The sequence below is a fragment of the Peterkaempfera griseoplana genome, from assembly GCF_001418575.1.
GTDB classification, from domain to species: domain Bacteria; phylum Actinomycetota; class Actinomycetes; order Streptomycetales; family Streptomycetaceae; genus Peterkaempfera; species Peterkaempfera griseoplana.
The window spans coordinates 1-15,891 of sequence record NZ_LIQR01000115.1 but is presented as its reverse complement, the minus strand read 5'-3'; the positions used below and the strand labels follow the sequence as shown (position 1 = coordinate 15,891).

At 73.9% G+C, this 15,891-nt stretch carries 12 protein-coding genes, 2 tRNA genes and 1 pseudogene; 10 read left to right on the top strand and 5 right to left on the bottom strand.

Translation table 11 applies throughout. From position 1 onward, the window contains the following. Positions 1 to 18: 18 nt before the first annotated feature. A pseudogene (locus AOK09_RS41915) lies at positions 19 to 430 on the top strand (hypothetical protein); the annotation flags it as partial. Positions 431 to 432: 2 nt separating this feature from the next. Then, the coding region (locus AOK09_RS09865; protein ID WP_245687208.1) for a xanthine dehydrogenase family protein molybdopterin-binding subunit at positions 433 to 2,368 on the top strand (1,936 nt) is incomplete at its 5' end. A gap of 149 nt (positions 2,369 to 2,517) precedes the next feature. Here the strand turns inward: AOK09_RS09865 and AOK09_RS09860 are convergent. The 3 genes from AOK09_RS09860 to AOK09_RS09850 form a co-directional block, all read right to left on the bottom strand. Further along, positions 2,518 to 2,589 (bottom strand) — tRNA-Cys (locus tag AOK09_RS09860). Positions 2,590 to 2,662: 73 nt separating this feature from the next. Continuing rightward, positions 2,663 to 2,734, bottom strand: a tRNA-Cys gene (locus AOK09_RS09855). A gap of 271 nt (positions 2,735 to 3,005) precedes the next feature. Further along, complete coding sequence (locus AOK09_RS09850; protein ID WP_055586755.1) at positions 3,006 to 3,896, bottom strand: alpha/beta fold hydrolase; 891 nt, start codon at positions 3,894 to 3,896, stop codon at positions 3,006 to 3,008. A gap of 253 nt (positions 3,897 to 4,149) precedes the next feature. Between AOK09_RS09850 and AOK09_RS09845 the strand changes: the two genes are divergently transcribed. The 4 genes from AOK09_RS09845 (at position 4,150) to AOK09_RS09830 (ending at position 9,747) form a co-directional block, all read left to right on the top strand. Beyond that, positions 4,150 to 5,640, top strand: coding sequence for an MFS transporter (locus AOK09_RS09845; protein WP_055586754.1), 1,491 nt, complete (start codon positions 4,150 to 4,152; stop codon positions 5,638 to 5,640). A 212-nt stretch (positions 5,641 to 5,852) separates the two neighbouring features. Next, a complete protein-coding gene (locus AOK09_RS09840) occupies positions 5,853 to 7,637 on the top strand; it encodes a DEAD/DEAH box helicase (protein ID WP_055586753.1) in 1,785 nt (594 codons plus the stop codon). 460 nt (positions 7,638 to 8,097) lie between these two features. After that, positions 8,098 to 8,742, top strand: coding sequence for an IclR family transcriptional regulator (locus AOK09_RS09835; RefSeq protein WP_055586752.1), 645 nt, complete (start codon positions 8,098 to 8,100; stop codon positions 8,740 to 8,742). A gap of 210 nt (positions 8,743 to 8,952) precedes the next feature. Further along, on the top strand, positions 8,953 to 9,747 hold the full coding sequence (locus AOK09_RS09830; protein ID WP_245687207.1) for a S16 family serine protease: 795 nt from the start codon (positions 8,953 to 8,955) through the stop codon (positions 9,745 to 9,747). A gap of 34 nt (positions 9,748 to 9,781) precedes the next feature. Here AOK09_RS09830 and AOK09_RS09825 read toward each other — a convergent pair whose 3' ends face one another. Further along, positions 9,782 to 10,288 (bottom strand): Lrp/AsnC family transcriptional regulator, encoded by a 507-nt coding sequence (locus tag AOK09_RS09825; protein WP_055586751.1) that lies wholly within the window; start codon positions 10,286 to 10,288, stop codon positions 9,782 to 9,784. Between the two features lie 173 nt (positions 10,289 to 10,461). Here AOK09_RS09825 and hppD point away from each other — a divergent pair, with 173 nt between their 5' ends. Beyond that, positions 10,462 to 11,610 carry a 4-hydroxyphenylpyruvate dioxygenase gene (hppD, locus tag AOK09_RS09820; protein ID WP_055586750.1) on the top strand — a complete coding sequence of 383 codons (1,149 nt, stop codon included), beginning with the start codon at positions 10,462 to 10,464 and terminating at the stop codon, positions 11,608 to 11,610. A 98-nt stretch (positions 11,611 to 11,708) separates the two neighbouring features. Continuing rightward, entirely contained in the window at positions 11,709 to 13,073 is a 1,365-nt protein-coding gene (locus tag AOK09_RS09815; protein ID WP_055586749.1) for an FAD-binding oxidoreductase, read from the top strand. A gap of 11 nt (positions 13,074 to 13,084) precedes the next feature. On the opposite strand, the gene AOK09_RS09810 is transcribed toward AOK09_RS09815, so the two are convergent. Continuing rightward, positions 13,085 to 13,633, bottom strand: a complete 549-nt coding sequence (locus tag AOK09_RS09810; RefSeq protein WP_245687206.1) for a hypothetical protein — start codon at positions 13,631 to 13,633, stop codon at positions 13,085 to 13,087. A gap of 91 nt (positions 13,634 to 13,724) precedes the next feature. Between AOK09_RS09810 and AOK09_RS09805 the strand changes: the two genes are divergently transcribed. Continuing rightward, entirely contained in the window at positions 13,725 to 14,465 is a 741-nt protein-coding gene (locus tag AOK09_RS09805) for a response regulator transcription factor (RefSeq protein ID WP_055586747.1), read from the top strand. Next, positions 14,462 to 15,889 carry a sensor histidine kinase gene (locus AOK09_RS09800; RefSeq protein WP_055586746.1) on the top strand — a complete coding sequence of 476 codons (1,428 nt, stop codon included), beginning with the start codon at positions 14,462 to 14,464 and terminating at the stop codon, positions 15,887 to 15,889. Before AOK09_RS09805 ends, AOK09_RS09800 begins: the two co-directional genes overlap by 4 nt. The last annotated feature ends 2 nt before the right edge of the window (positions 15,890 to 15,891 follow it).

Sequence of the window (15,891 nt, the reverse complement as noted above, 5' to 3'; positions counted from 1 at the left end):
CCCCGAGGACGACCGCGCATGACCTCCCCCACCGACACCGCGGCCGGCGCCGCCGGCGCCGCCCCCGAGCCCGGCAGCGCGGTCGGCGGCGCGCTCGGCGGCCTGCCGGGTGCGGCCCCCGCCGAGCCCGGCGCCGACCCCGCGGCGGAGCCGTCCGGGCCGGAGCCCTTCGGCCTGGGGGCCTCCCCGGTCCGTCAGGACGCGCTGCCCAAGGCGCTGGGCAGCTACCCGTACGCCGCCGACCTGTGGGCCGAGGGGCTGCTCTGGGGCGCCGTACTGCGCTCCCCGCATCCGCACGCCCGGATCGTCTCCGTGGACGCCTCGGCCGCCCTGGCCCTGCCCGGCGTGCACACCGTGGTCACCGCGGCCGACCTGCCCGCCGACCACCAGGGCCGCATCGCGGGCGCCCCGCACGGCCCGGTGATCGCCGNNCGCCGCCGACCACCCGGACACCGCACGGCTGGCGGCCGCCGCCATCGCGGTGGAGTACGAGGTGCTGGAGCCGGTCACCGACCCGGAGAAGGCCTTCCACGCCGCGCCGCTGCACCCGGACGGCAACCTCTTCCGCCATCTGCCGCTGCGCTTCGGCGACCCGGAGGCGGTCGGCGAGGTCGTGGTGGAGGGCCTCTACCAGGTCGGCCGTCAGGACCCGGCGCCGATCGGCGCCGAGGCCGGTCTGGCCGTGCCCCGCCCCGACGGGGGTGTGGAGCTGCACCTGGCGTCCACCGACCCGCACGGCGACCGCGATCGCACCGCCGCCTGCCTCGGCCTGGAGCCGGACCGGGTGCGGCTGGTGGTCACCGGGGTGCCGGGCGCCACCACCGACCGCGAGGACCTCTCCTTCCAGGTGGTGCTGGCGCTGCTGGCGCAGCGCACCGGCCGCCCGGTGAAGATGGCGCTCAGCCGCGAGGAGTCCTTCCACGCCCACACCCACCGGCACCCGGCGCTGCTGCGCTACCGCCACCACGCCGACGCGCTGGGCCACCTGGTCAAGGTGGAGGCACAGATCCTGCTGGACGGCGGCGCCTACGCGGACGTCTCCAGCGAGGCACTGGCCGCGGCCGCGGCCTTCTCCGCGGGACCCTATGTGGTGCCGCACGTCTTCGTGGACGCCTGGGCGGTGCGCACCAACAACCCGCCCGCCGGACGGATGCGCGGCGAGGGTGCCCTCCAGGCCTGCTTCGCCTACGAGTCGCAGCTGGACAAGCTGGCCGCCAAGCTGGGCGTCGACCCGCTGGAGATCCGCCGCCGCAACGCGATGGCCACCGGCGACCTGATGCCCACCGGACAGGCCGTCACCTGCCCCGCGCCGGTCGGCGCGCTGCTGGACGCGGTCGCCGCCGAACCGCTCCCCCCGCTGCCGGTGGACGAGCCCGACACCGAGTGGCTGCTGCCCGGCGGCCCGGGCGGCGCCGGGGATCCGGCCGCGGTGCGCCGGGGGATCGGCTACGCGGTCGGCATGGTGCACATGCTGGGCGCCGAGGGCGCCGACGAGGTCTCCACGGCGACCGTGCGGATCAGCGGCGAGCAGGCCACCGTGATCTGCGCGGCGGTGGACACCGGACAGGGCTTCACCACCCTGGCCCGGCAGATCGTGCAGGAGGTGCTGGGCGTCACCGACGTCTGGATCGCTCCCGTCGACACCGACCAGCCCGCCGCCGGGCCCACCTCGCGAGGCCGGCAGACCTGGGTGTCGGGCGGCGCGGTGGAGAAGGCCGCGCAGATGGTGCGCCACCAGCTGCTGCAGCCCATCGCCGCCAACTTCGGTATGTCGCCCGAGCTGCTGCAGATCGCCGACGGCAAGATCACCTCCTATGACGGGGTGCTCGGCATGCCGGTGAGCGAGGCACTGGAGGGCAAGGAGCTCTGGGCGACCGCCCAGTGCCGCCCGCACCCCACGGAGCCCCTGGACGACGCGGGACAGGGAGACGCCTTCGTCTCGCTCGCCTTCTGCGCCATGCGGGCGGTGGTGGACGTCGACATCGAGCTGGGCGCCGTACGGGTGGTCGATGTGACGGTGGCTCAGGACGTCGGCCGGGCGCTCAACCCCCGGCAGATCGAGGCCCGGATCGAGGCCGGGGTGACCCAGGGCGTGGGCCTGGCCCTGCTGGAGGAACTGCAGGCCGAGGACGGGCGGCTGGTGAACCCCTCCTTCGCCGGCTACCGGCTGCCCACCGCGCTGGACACCCCCGAGGTGCGGATCGCGGCCCTGGTGGAGGAGCGGGACGTGGTGGCGAGCTTCGGGGCCAAGGCGGCCGGAGCGGCACCCGCCGTGGTCGCCCCGGCCGCCGTGGCCGCCGCCGTCCGTGCTGCCACGGGACGGCCCGTCACCCGCCTTCCTGTCCGGCCGCAGGACGCCGTCGTCTGACCGTTGCGCCGGCGTTCCCGCGGGCTGTCACCACACCGTCGCCCGTGGGTACGCGGCCGGTCCGCGTGCGGTTCACCTGCGTTCCAGAGAATGCCGAATTGCCGGTGGGCGAATTTCGCCCACCGGCTGGGAAATGCGGCGGAATGCAGAGGCCGTGACCGGGATCGAACCGGTGTAAACCGCTTTGCAGGCGGTTCCCTGAACCACTCGGGCACACGGCCGGGAAGGGTGGAGCGCGAAACAGTGGGGACAGAAGCAGGGGGAGTAGAAACAGTGCGAACGACGGGAATGCAGAGGCCGTGACCGGGATCGAACCGGTGTAAACCGCTTTGCAGGCGGTTCCCTGAACCACTCGGGCACACGGCCGGGAGAGGTGGAGCGCTAAACAGGGGGAAGCAGGCGCCTCAGGCGCAACAGACCGCGGGACGACACGCGGTGGGACAACAGCTGTCGGCGCGCCGGGCACAGGTGCAGCGCGTCATGGTGACCGCCGTCTTCCTGTCCATCAGCCGACTCCTGTCCTTGATTCCGATGCATTCATCATAGGGGGTTCGGCGGCGGTCGCGTCAATACCTGCCGGAAAATCAATTCCGGACGGCGGCGCGGCAGTACTCCGGGAGCCGCGCCCGCCGGCCCGTCAGGCCGGGAACCCCGCCGGTGGATCGCCCAGCAGGAAAGCGCTGACGGTGCGCCGGAACTCCTCCGGCCGGTCGACCCACGGGTAGTGGCCGCAGCCGGCCAGGGTGGTGTGCCGTCCGCCCGGGAACTGCCCCGCCACGATGTCCCCGGCGGCCACCCCGCTGGCCCCGTCCCGGTCCCCGGTGACCACCAGCACCGGTGCGGCCAGCGTGCCCAGCGCATCGGTGACGCCGCGCCGCACCGCCTCGTCCACGCCCTGCCAGAAGGCCGCCCTGGGCACCGGGTGCAGCTGCGACTCCTCCCCGGCGGCATGCGCCCGCTGCCGCTCCTCCCAGCGGCCGTAGGTACCGGGCGCCACCCGGGCCAGCAGCCGTCGGATCTCGGTCAGTTCGTGGGCGTCGGCCAGCCGCTCCAGGGCCGCCACCGCCTCCGGGTACCAGGGCTCGTCGGGGCGGCTGTGGAAGATCTCCTGGGCGTCGGCGGTGGGCCGGTCCTGCAGCCGGGTGCCGGGGGTCACCAGTACCAGCCGGCTCAGCCGCTGCGGATGGCGCGCCGCGTACGCCTGCGCCACCACCGCCCCGGCCGAGTGGCCGAGCAGGGCGAACCGCTCCAGTCCCAGATGCGCCCGGAGCGCCTCCACGTCCTCCGCCAGCCGGGGGAAGGAGTATCCGGCCGGATCGGTGGCCGCCCTGGACTCACCGGTGCCGCGCAGGTCGGGCAGGACCAGCGGAAGATCGCGGTCCAGTCCGCCCAGGTCCTCCAGATAGGCGGCGTCCCGGCCGGGTCCGCCCGCCAGGCAGACCAGTGGCGGCGCGGCCGGACGGCCGGCCTCCGGGCCGAGGGTGCGATAGGCGAGGGGGGTGCCGTCGTACGACTGATAGCGCGCCATGACCACGCATCCTCCCTGCCGGGGCGCGGGGCGGCGGGCGCCGCCACGCCGGGCCGCCCGCCCGGCGCCCGTACGGGCCCTCCGGGATCCCCCGGCCCCCACGGGTTCTCGCGCTGATCTCCGGGATTCTGGAACTCTCCGCAGCCCGGCGCCGGGGGCCGCTCAAGGGGCCGGGACCTACGTCCTGAGACCGAGTCGTGACCGGACGACAGGTCAGGATCAAACACCGCTTTGAGGCCTTACCCTGAACAGCATGACCACTGCCTCCTCGCCGTCCGCCGACCAGCGCCCCGACGATCTCCTCGCCGGACCCGGCAGCGGCCCCGGCGGGGCGGCGGAGGACCTCCCGGGAGTGCTGGGCGCCCCGTACCGGGCGCTCACCCTCGGCATCGTCTCCGTGGTGCTGCTGATCGCCTTCGAGGCGACCGCCGTCAACACCGCCATGCCGGTGGCGGCGGAGCGGCTGCACGGACTGGGCCTCTACGCCTTCGCCTTCTCCGGGTTCTTCACCACCAGCCTCTTCGCCATGGTGGTCTCCGGCGAGTGGTGCGACCGGCGCGGGCCGCTCGCCCCGCTGTTCACCGGCATCGCGGTCTTCGGCGGTGGCCTGCTGGTCGCCGGCACCGCCGTCAACATGTGGCTCTTCGTGGCCGGCCGGGCGATCCAGGGCCTCGGCGCCGGACTGGTGATCGTGGCGCTCTACGTGGTCGTCGGCCGTGCCTTCCCGGAACGGCTGCGCCCCTCCGTCTTCGCCGCCTTCTCCGCCTCCTGGGTGGTGCCCTCGATCATCGGCCCGGCGGTGTCCGGAACGGTCACCGAGCACCTCGGCTGGCGCTGGGTGTTCCTGTCGATCCCGGTGCTCATCCTGCTGCCCCTGGCGGTGATGGCCCCCGCGCTGCGCCGCGCCGAGCGGAGCAGCGGCGGAGCCCCGCTCCCCGGGGGGACGCTGGACGGCCGCCGCATCCGGCTGGCGCTGGCGGTCTCCGCCGGCGCGGGACTGCTGCAGTACGCCGGGCAGCGGCTCGACCTGATCGCGCTGCTGCCCGCGGTGGCCGGGGCGGCGCTGCTCGGGCCCGCCGTTGCCGGACTGCTGCCCCGCGGCACCCTGCGCGGCGCCCGGGGGCTGCCCACCGTCATCCTGCTGCGCGGCGTCGCGGCGGGGGCGTTCTTCGCCGCCGAGGCGTTCATCCCGCTGATGCTGGTCACCCAGCGCCATCTGTCGCCCACGCTGGCCGGCCTCTCCCTCACCAGCGGCGGGCTCAGCTGGGCGCTGGGTTCCTGGCTGCAGGGCCGTCCCTGGGCCGGGCGGCACCGCCACGCCCTGATCCGGATCGGGCTCCTGCTGACGGCGGCGGCCATCGCGGGTGCGGCGCTGGCACTGGTTCCGGCGGTGCCGGCGGCCGTGGTCGCCTGCGCCTGGGCGCTGGGCGGCGCCGGGATGGGGATGGCGGTGTCCTCCATCAGCGTGCTGATGATGAGCCTGTCCGCCCCGGACGAGGCCGGCGCCAACTCCGCGTCCCTCCAGGTGAGCGACGCGCTCGGCAACATCCTGCTGGTCGGCCTGGCCGGAGTGCTCTTCTCCGGACTGGGCGGCGCCGCGGCCGCCCACGGCTCGGGCGGTACCGGCACCGGCTCCACCGGCGGCTTCGCGGTGATCTTCGTGGTGATGACCGGGGTGGCCCTGCTGGGTGCCGCGGTCTCCGGACGCGTCCGGCCGGCGGCTCCCGCGCCGGGCCCGAGCTGAACCGGCCGCCCCACCTCCTGGCGGCCCCCGGCCCCCGCCCGGAACGGGCTGTCCCACTGTGACCAGGCACACTCCGGAAGGCTGCCGCGAGGCCGCGTGCTTCGGCCTGACGACGCCGGGGAGCCCGGTAGTCTGGGCTGGTCGTGCGACCGTTGCCCGGCTGGCGATACGTCGCTGACCTGCGCTTTTACCCGACGAACCCCTCGGAGACCGTGAGTACCGCGACCACATCCCACCACCTCTCCCCGGCCTTCCCCGGACGCGCCCCCTGGGGCACGGCGGGGAAGCTGCGCGCCTGGCAGCAGGGGGCCCTCGACAAGTACGTCGAAACCCAGCCGAGGGACTTCCTCGCGGTCGCCACCCCCGGCGCCGGCAAGACGACGTTCGCGCTGACGCTGGCGTCGTACCTGCTGCACAACCATCTGGTGCAGCAGATCACGGTGGTCGCACCGACCGAGCATCTGAAGAAGCAGTGGGCGGAGGCGGCGGCGCGGATCGGCATCCGGCTGGATCCGGCGTACTCCTCGGGGCCGCTCTCCCGCGACTACCACGGCATCGTGGTCACCTACGCGGGCGTCGGCGTCAACCCCATGCTGCACCGCAACCGCACCGAGGGCCGCAAGACCCTGGTGATCATGGACGAGATCCACCACGCAGGTGACTCCAAGTCCTGGGGCGAGGCCTGCTTCGAGGCCTTCGAGCCGGCCACCCGGCGGCTCGCCCTCACCGGGACGCCCTTCCGCTCGGACACCAACCCCATCCCCTTCGTCACCTATGACGCGGGCGGCGACGGCATCCGCAAGAGCGTCGCCGACTACACCTACGGCTACGGGCACGCGCTGGCCGACCATGTCGTCCGCCCGGTGATCTTCCTGTCGTACAGCGGCAACATGCGCTGGCGCACCAAGGCCGGGGACGAGATCGAGGCCCGCCTCGGCGAGCCGATGACCAAGGACGCCATCGCCCAGGCCTGGCGGACCGCGCTCGCCCCGCAGGGCGAGTGGATGCCCAATGTGCTGCGGGCCGCCGACCGGCGGCTCACCGAGGTGCGCAAGGCCATTCCTGACGCGGGCGGCCTGGTCATCGCCTCCGATCAGACCGCGGCCCGCGCCTACGCCAAGATGATCCGCGAACTCACCGGGCACAAGGCCACCCTGGTGCTGTCCGACGAGGCCGAGGCCTCCCAGCGGATCTCCGACTTCTCCGAGAGCGACGACCGCTGGATGGTCGCCGTCCGCATGGTCTCCGAGGGCGTCGACGTGCCGCGGCTCGCCGTGGGCGTCTACGCCACCTCCATCTCCACCCCGCTCTTCTTCGCCCAGGCGGTCGGACGGTTCGTCCGTGCCCGCAAGCGCGGCGAGACGGCGTCGGTGTTCCTGCCGTCAGTGCCGATGCTGCTGGGCTTCGCCAATGAGATGGAGCTCCAGCGGGACCATGTGCTGGACCGGCCCAAGCGGGAGAGCGAGGGGCTCTTCGACGAGGAGGACGCCCTCGTCGCCCAGGCCAACCAGGCCAAGGACGAGCCCGACGGCGAGCAGGAGGGGCTCTCCTTCGAGGCGCTGGAGTCGGACGCGGTCTTCGACCGGGTGCTGTACAACAGCATGGAGTTCGGCATGCAGGCGCACCCCGGCAGCGAGGAGGAGGAGGAGTACCTCGGCATCCCGGGACTGCTGGAGCCGGACCAGGTGCAGATGCTGCTGCAGAAGCGCCAGCACCGGCAGATCCAGCGCAGCAAGGGCAAGCCGGCCGAGGAGGCGGACCTCCTCGAACTCCCCGCCGACAAACGGCCCGTGGTCACCCATCAGGAGCTCAGGGAGCTGCGCAAGGAACTCAACGGCCTGGTCGGCGCCTGGCACCACCGCACCGGCCAGCCCCACGGCACCATCCACAACGAGCTGCGGCGGGTCTGCGGCGGTCCGCTGACCGCCCAGGCGACGGCCGGGCAGCTGAAGGCCCGGATCGCCAAGATCCAGGAATGGGCGGTCCGCCCGAGCTGACCTGCGGGAACTCGCGCGGGAGCCGGGTACGGACGCCTTGGATGGCCGGGCCCGGCCGCCCGGCGGCCGCGCCGCCCGGCCGTCAGGGGCCCCGCGGAGCCGTGGAGGGCGGGGATCGCGGCACCCGCGACATGCACGCGGGCGGCGCGGTGTGCCGCCTCTCGGTGCGTGTCCGAACTCCGGACCCGGTTCCGCATCAGGACACGAAACGGTCTCACCTGCCCGCTGTTTCGCCCGGGATGTCCGGATAAGAGGCCGTCTCAGATCTCGATCATGACCGAATTTTGGACAACCACTTCCGCTGAGTGCATCCGGCTCACTACCTTTCGTGGACGCTCCCCCCAGGGAGCGCCGAAGGGCCGACGACGCCAACGACGCCGTCACCGAGCCCTGTGTGTCCGATCGGAGCCCCCACCGCCCGGTCGGGCCCCGCTGACCGCCGCGGAAAGGAACGAGCGTCGTGACCGCCGAGACCTCCCAGACCCTTGACCGGGGAGTCAGGGTCCTCAAGCTCCTCGCCGACTCCGAGCGGGGCCTGACGGTCACTGAGCTCGCCGGTCGACTCAGCGTCAACCGGACCGTGGTGTACCGGCTGCTGGCCACCCTGGAGCAGCACGGACTGGTCCGCCGCGACATCGGCGGCCGGGCCCGGGTCGGCCTCGGCGTGCTGCGGCTCGCCCACCGCGTCCACCCCCTGCTGCGCGAGGCCGCACTGCCCGCGCTGCGCAGCCTCGCTGAGGACCTCGGCGCCACCGCGCATCTGACGCTGGTCGACGGCAGCGAGGCGCTGGCCGTCGCCGTCGTCGAGCCCAGCTGGACCGACTTCCACGTCGCCTACCGCACCGGACTGCGCCACCCGCTGGACGAGAGCGCCGCCGGACGGGCCATCCTCGCCGCCCGTGGCAACGGCCACCGGCCCGAGCCCGGCTTCGTCATCACCCGCGCCGAGGAGCAGTCCGGAGCCTGCGGCGCCGCCGCCGCCTTGGTCGGGCTGAGCGGGATCGAGGGCAGCGTGGGCGTGGTGATGCTCAGCGGCCTCGTCCCCGAGCGGGTGGGCCCGCGGGTGGTGGAGGCGGCCACCGAGGTCGCCGACGCGCTGCGCTGAGCGCACGGAGGGCCGGACCGGGCCCTGGAGGCCGAGCCGGCCGGTGCTCTGCTCACCGCGGCCACCTTGCACGAGCAGCACGGCGACCAGGTTCGGGCAGGGCATCCGTTCGAGCGGCCGGCCCGGCAGTCCCGGCAGTCCCGGTGAGCCGGGGCGTACGGTGGCGGTCCGTGTGAGCACCGGGCGTCCGGCTGTGTTTTGATTCCGGACGTGCCTGCCGTCATCGCCTCGCCCCGTGCCCGCGCCCTCGCGCTCTGCGCCCTGCTGGTCGCCGTGCTCTACGCGGTGGCGGCGCTCGCCCCGCTGCCGTACACCATCATGCAGCCCGGTATCACCGCCGACACCCTCGGCAGATACCGCGGCGTCCAGGTGATCGAGATCAGCGGGCGGCCGGTCCGGCAGACCACCGGGCAGCTGCGGATGACCACCATCGCGGCCACCCCGCCCGGTGAGCGGATCTCCCTGCTGCACGCCCTTGCGGCCTGGCCCGACCCGGACCGGGCGGTCGTCCCCAGCGAGGCGGTCTACCCGGCGGGGCGGTCCGTGGAGCAGGTGGACCGGCAGAACACCGCCGAGATGCGGCAGTCCCAGGACGCCGCCACCGCGGCCGCGCTGCACCACCTCGGTCTGCGGCCCGACCAGGTCAAGGTCACCCTGCACCTCGCCGACGTCGGCGGCCCCAGCGCCGGACTGCTCTTCACCCTCGGCATCATCGACAAGCTCGCCGGGGACGGCACCGGCGGCGACCTCACCGGCGGCCGGGTCATCGCGGGCACCGGCACCATCGACGCGGCCGGGCGGGTCGGCCCGGTCGGCGGCGTCGCGCTGAAGACGCAGGCCGCCGCTCGGGACGGCGCCACCGTCTTCCTGGTGCCGCGCGCCGAGTGCTCCGAGGCCCAGGTCAACACCCCCAGGGGCCTGCGGCTGATCCCGGTCGACACCCTGGACGGCACCCTCGCCGCCCTCTCCGCCCTCCGCGGCGGCGGACGCCTCCCCACCTGCTGACCGGACCCGGGCACCGGCGGCCCGCGGCCGCTGCTCAGTGCGGGCCGGAGGGCGCCGCCGCCCGGTCCGCAGCCGCCGCCTGGTCCACGAGGGGAAGCACCCGATAGGGCACCGGATTCTCCAGGGCGATCGCGGTGGACGCCCGGACGATGCCCTCGAACCCGACCACCCGGTCGATCACCCGCTGCAGATCCGCGTTGGAGCGGGCCACGAGCCGGCAGAGCATGTCCCCCTGCCCGGTGATGGTGTGCATCTCCAGCACCTCGGGCACCGAGGCCAGATGGGCCCGCACCGACCGGCCCTGCCCCTGGGAGATTTCCAGGGTGGCGAACGCGGTCACCGGATATCCCAGCGCGGCCGGCTCCAGCTCAGGGCCGAAGCCGCGGATCACCCCCCTGGAGCGCAGCCGGTCCAGCCGGGCCTGGACGGTGCCGCGGGCCACCCCCAGACGGCGGGAGCACTCCAGCACGCCGATCCGGGGCTCCTCGGCGAGCAGCCGGATCAGCCGGCCGTCGAGATGGTCCAGTGCGGTGTCGTCCATGCGGCTCCGATCAGTGCACAACCTGTACAGGAATGCTGCCCCGGGCGGGGCGGTGCTGTACAGAGTGCCCAGTGGTTTCGCCGACGGTTGCGCAACGGTGTGAGCAGGGCCACGGTAACCCCACACAGCTGTACAGCCGGGTACCGGGCGCGTACGCCCCACAGGGAGACCGCATGACCGACACCACCTCGCACGCCGTTCCCGCGCACGCCGGGCAGGCCGATCCCTTCCCGGTGCGCGGGATGGACGCCGTCGTCTTCGCCGTCGGCAACGCCAAGCAGGCCGCGCACTACTACTCCACCGCCTTCGGCATGCGCTGTGTCGCCTATGCCGGCCCCGAGACCGGCAGCCGGGAGACCGCCTCCTACGTCCTGGAGTCCGGCGGCGCCCGCTTCGTGTTCACCTCGGTGGTCAAGGCGTCCACCGAGCACGGCCGTTTCCTGGCCGGCCATGTCGCCGAGCACGGCGACGGCGTGGTCGACCTGGCCATCGAGGTGCCCGATGTGCGCCACGCCTACGCCTACGCCGTCGAGCACGGCGCCACCGGCCTCGCCGAGCCGTACGAGCTCAAGGACGAGCACGGCACCGTGGTGCTGGCCGCCATCGCCACCTACGGCCAGACCCGACACACCCTGGTGGACCGCTCCGGCTACGACGGTCCGTACCTGCCCGGTTACGCCACCCGGGAGCCGATCACCACGCCCCCGGCGCGCCGCTTCTTCCAGGCGGTGGACCACTGCGTCGGCAATGTGGAGCTCGGCCGGATGGACGAGTGGGTGTCCTTCTACAACCGGGTCATGGGCTTCACCAACATGAAGGAGTTCGTCGGCGACGACATCGCCACCGAGTACTCGGCGCTGATGTCCAAGGTCGTCGCGGACGGCACCCGCAAGGTGAAGTTCCCGCTCAACGAGCCCGCGGTCGCCAGGAAGAAGTCCCAGATCGACGAGTACCTGGAGTTCTACGGCGGCCCCGGGGTGCAGCACATCGCCCTGGCCACCAATGACATCGTGGCCTCGGTGCGGGCCATGCGGGAGGCCGGGGTGGAGTTCCTGGACACCCCCGACAGCTACTACGACACCCTCGGCGAGTGGGTCGGGGAGACCCGGGTGCCGCTGGCCGAGCTGCGCGAGCTGAAGATCCTCGCCGACCGCGACGAGGACGGCTACCTGCTGCAGATCTTCACCAAGCCGGTCCAGGACCGGCCGACGGTCTTCTTCGAGATGATCGAGCGGCATGGCTCCATGGGCTTCGGGAAGGGCAACTTCAAGGCGCTCTTCGAAGCCATCGAGCGCGAGCAGGAGCGGCGCGGCAACCTCTGAGGGCCGACCCGGGGCCGCCGCGGTCTTGTCCCGGCCTGCGACTCGCGGAAGAGTTGCAGGCCGGGACGGCACACGGCACGCAGGAGGACGGCACAGCCATGAGCGACCTGGTGGAACTGCTCCTCGAAGGCCTGCCGCGCGACGCGGTGGCCACCGACCCCGACGTCACCGCCGCCTACCGCCGCGACATGGCGGGGTTCTGCGAGGCGGGATCGCCCGCGGTGGTGGTCCACCCGTCCACCGTCGAGCAGGTGCAGCACGTGCTGCGCACCGCCACCCGGCTGCGGGTGCCGGTGGTGCCGCAGGGCGCCAGGACCGGTCTGTCCGGCGCCGCCAACGCCGTGGACGGCTGCATCGTGCTCTCGCTGACCCGGATGGACCGCATCCTCGACGTCGACCCGGTGAACCGCACCGCCACCGTCGAACCCGGCGTGGTCAACGCCGCGCTCTCCCGTGCCGTCGCCGAGCACGGCCTCACCTACCCGCCGGACCCGTCCAGCTGGGAGTCCTGCACCATCGGCGGCAACATCGGCACCGGGTCCGGCGGTCTGTGCTGCGTCAAGTACGGCGTCACCGCCGAGTACGTCCTCGGGCTGGACGTGGTCCTCGCCGACGGCCGCCTGCTGCACACCGGGCGCCGCACCGCCAAGGGCGTCGCCGGCTACGACCTCACCCGGCTCTTCGTCGGCGCCGAGGGCACCCTGGGCGTCGTCGTCAGGGCCGTCCTTGCGCTGCGCCCGGCCCCCGCGCCGCAGCTGGCGCTGGCCGCGGAGTTCCCCTCGGTCGCCGCCGCCTGCGAGGCGGTGTGCGCGGTGACCGCGGCGGGGCACACCCCGTCACTGATGGAGCTGATGGACCGCACCACCGTACGGGCCGTCAACTCCATGGCCCGGATGGGACTCCCCGAGTCCACCGAGGCGCTGCTGCTGGTCGCCTTCGACACCCCCGACCCGGCCGCCGACCTCGCCGCCGTCGCGGACCTCTGCCGCTCCGCGGGGGCCACCGAGGTGGTGCCCGCCGAGGACGCCGCCGAGTCCGAACTGCTGCTGCAGGCCCGGCGGCTGGCGCTGCCCGCCCTGGAGCGGATGGGCACCACCATGATCGACGACGTGGCGGTGCCCCGCTCCCGGCTCGCCGACATGCTGACGGGGGTCGCCGCCATCGCCGAGAGCCGGGACCTCACCATCGGGGTCTGCGCCCACGCCGGGGACGGCAACACCCACCCCGTGGTGGTCTTCGACCCGGCGGACCCCGCGGCGGCGGCGAGGGCCAGGGAGTCCTTCGACGCCATCATGGCGCTCGGCCTGGAGCTGGGCGGCACCATCACGGGAGAGCACGGGGTGGGTCTGCTCAAGAAGGAGTGGCTGGCCCGCGAACTGGGGCCGGTCGGGCTGGAGTTGCAGCGCGGCATCCGCGACGTCTTCGACCCGCAGGGCATCCTCAACCCCGGCAAGGTGCTCTGAGCCCGCGCCGGTCAGGGGTCGACGGTCTGCACCGTGGGCGGGTGGCCGTTCCAGGTGACGAAGACCGAGTCGGTGACGGTGCCCTGGGAGAAGTCCACCCGGATCCACTGGTCGCTGTGCCAGATCTGCATGTCCCACCCGGGCTCGGGGGTCGCCGACACCAGCTCCGCGGAGCCGGGGTGCATCTCCAGCGCCACCCGCCCGCCGTGCACCGAGACGCTGCGCACATCGCCCACGTCGACCTGGCCGGACGCCGAGGTGGCGGGGCCGGGGGCGGGCCGCCGGGTGCCCGGATCGGGCTGGTGCCGCCCGACCGTGGCGGTCTCCCGGGCACTCCCCACGGGCTGCGGCGACGGCTGAGGGGCACGGGCCGTCGCCGGGCCCAGCTCGCCCCCGGGCAGCCGGGTCGAGGAGGCCGAGGGGCCGTCCGCGGGGTCCGCCGGAGGGACCGTCAGGATTCGCGGCGGGTCGAACGCGTCGTCCGACAGCACCGCGTGCACCCCGAACCACGACAGCCACACCGCCGCTCCGGTGGCCGCCGCCCATGCGCCGGTGTGCATGATTCCTCTCCACATCGGGGGCAATACTGCCGCATCGGGAGCGTCGCCATGTCATGCACGTGAATCACCCGAATGGCGTACGGTGCGGGCCATGGCAACTGTGCTCGTGGTCGAAGACGATCCGTTCGTCCGCTCCGCGCTCATCCGGCACCTCTCGGACGCCGGCCACGCCGTCCGCAGCGTGGGCACCGCGCTGGAGGCGCTGAGGGAGGTCGCCCAGGTCGGCTGCGACCTGGTCATCCTGGACCTCGGACTGCCCGATCTGGACGGCAGCGAGGCACTGAAGATGATCCGCGGACTGACCAACGTCCCGGTCATCATCTCCACCGCCCGTGACGACGAGGCGGAGATCGTCCGCCTGCTCAACGACGGCGCCGACGACTACCTGATCAAGCCCTTCTCGGGCGAGCACCTCTCCGCCAGGATGGCCGCCGTGCTGCGGCGTTCCGGAGCCGGCGCCTCACCGGCCGCCCAGCTGCTGCGGGTGGGCGGCCTCCACATCGACCTCCAGCGGCGCGAGGCCGCCCTGGACGGCGCCATGCTGGACCTCACCCGGCGCGAGTTCGACCTGCTGGCGTTCCTCGCCGCCAGGCCCGGGGTGGTCGTCCCGCGCAGGGAACTGCTCGCCGAGGTCTGGCGGCAGACCTACGGCGGCGACCAGACCATCGACGTCCACCTCTCCTGGCTGCGCCGCAAGCTCGGCGAGACCGCCTCCAACCCCCGCTATCTGCACACCGTCCGCGGGGTGGGCGTCAAGCTGGAGGCCCCGCCGGACGCCGTGGCCGGCCCGGCCGGCGGACCCGCCGACACCGGACGGGGGTACCACCGGTGAGGTGGGCGCTGGTGAAGGCGGCCATCGCCGGCACCACCATGGTGGCGCTCGCCTTCCTCATCCCCCTCGGCCTGATGGTCCGTGAGACCGCCCGCGACCGGGCCTTCTCCGCCGCCGAACGGCAGGCGGCCGCGCTCGGACCCGCCCTCGCCATCACCACCGACCGCGACGCGCTGGCCCGCGCCGTCGCCTCCACCCAGGCCGGCGCCGAGCACCGGGTGGCCGTCCATGTCCCGCCGCCCGGCGGAACCGTCGCCCCACAGGCCCTCACTACCGTGGGCACCGCCCGCGCCGCCGCCGGTGACCTCGCCACCGCCACCCGGCGCGGCCGCTCCTTCACCGTCCACGTCCCCGGCGGCTTCGCGCTGCTCCAGCCCGTCGCCGTGGACATCAGCCGCAAGGCCGTGGTGGAGGTGTACGTCCCCGAGTCCGACCTCACCCAGGGCGTCGCCACCGCCTGGCTGGTCCTCAGCCTGGTCGCCCTCGGCCTGGTCGCCATCTCGGTCGCCGTCGCCGACCGGATGGGCGCGCGCATCGTCTCCTCCGCCCGGCGCCTGGCCTCCGCCGCCCGCTCCCTCGGCTCCGGCAACCTCGCCGTACGCGTCCCCGTGGAGGGCCGCCGGGCCGAGGGCACCCCGCAGGAGCTGCGGGAGGCCGCGGTGGCCTTCAACGCCATGGCCGACCGGGTGGTCCATCTGCTCGCCGCGGAACGGGAGATGGCAGCCGACCTCTCCCACCGGCTGCGCACCCCGCTCACCGTGCTGCGGCTCAACGCCGCCTCGCTGGGGGAGGGCGACGCGGCCGAGGCCACCCGGCACGCCGTCGCCCAGCTGGAGCGCGAGGTCGACCAGATCATCCGCGCAGCCCGGCGCACCGTCGACGACCAGCCCGTGGTCGCCGTGGGCTGCGACGCCGCCGAGGTCATCCGGGAGCGGGTCGGCTTCTGGTCGGCGCTGGCCGAGGACGAGGGGCGGGCCTGGCAGCTGGCGGGCGCCGACGCCCCCGTCATGGTGCCCGTCCAGCGGGGCGACTTCGCCGCGGCGGTGGACGCACTGCTCGGCAACGTCTTCCGGCACACCAAGGAGGGCACCGCCTTCTCGGTGGACGTCCACACCGGGGACGACGCGGTGATCCTGATGGTCTCGGACGCCGGCTCCGGCATCGACGACCCCGAGTCGGCGCTGCGCCGCGGCGAGGGCCAGGGCGGCGAGGGCTCCACCGGGCTCGGGCTGGACATCGTCCGCAAGATGGCCGAGGCCACCGGGGGCGACATGGCGGTGGGCCGCTCCGTGCTGCTCGGCGGCGCCGAGATCCGGCTGCGCCTGCAGACCCGGGCCGAGGCCCGGGACGGCGGCCTCAGCCGCCGGCTCGCCCGCCGCGGCGCCCGTCCCCGCCGGGGCACCCGCGCGGCCGTCCGCCGCTGACC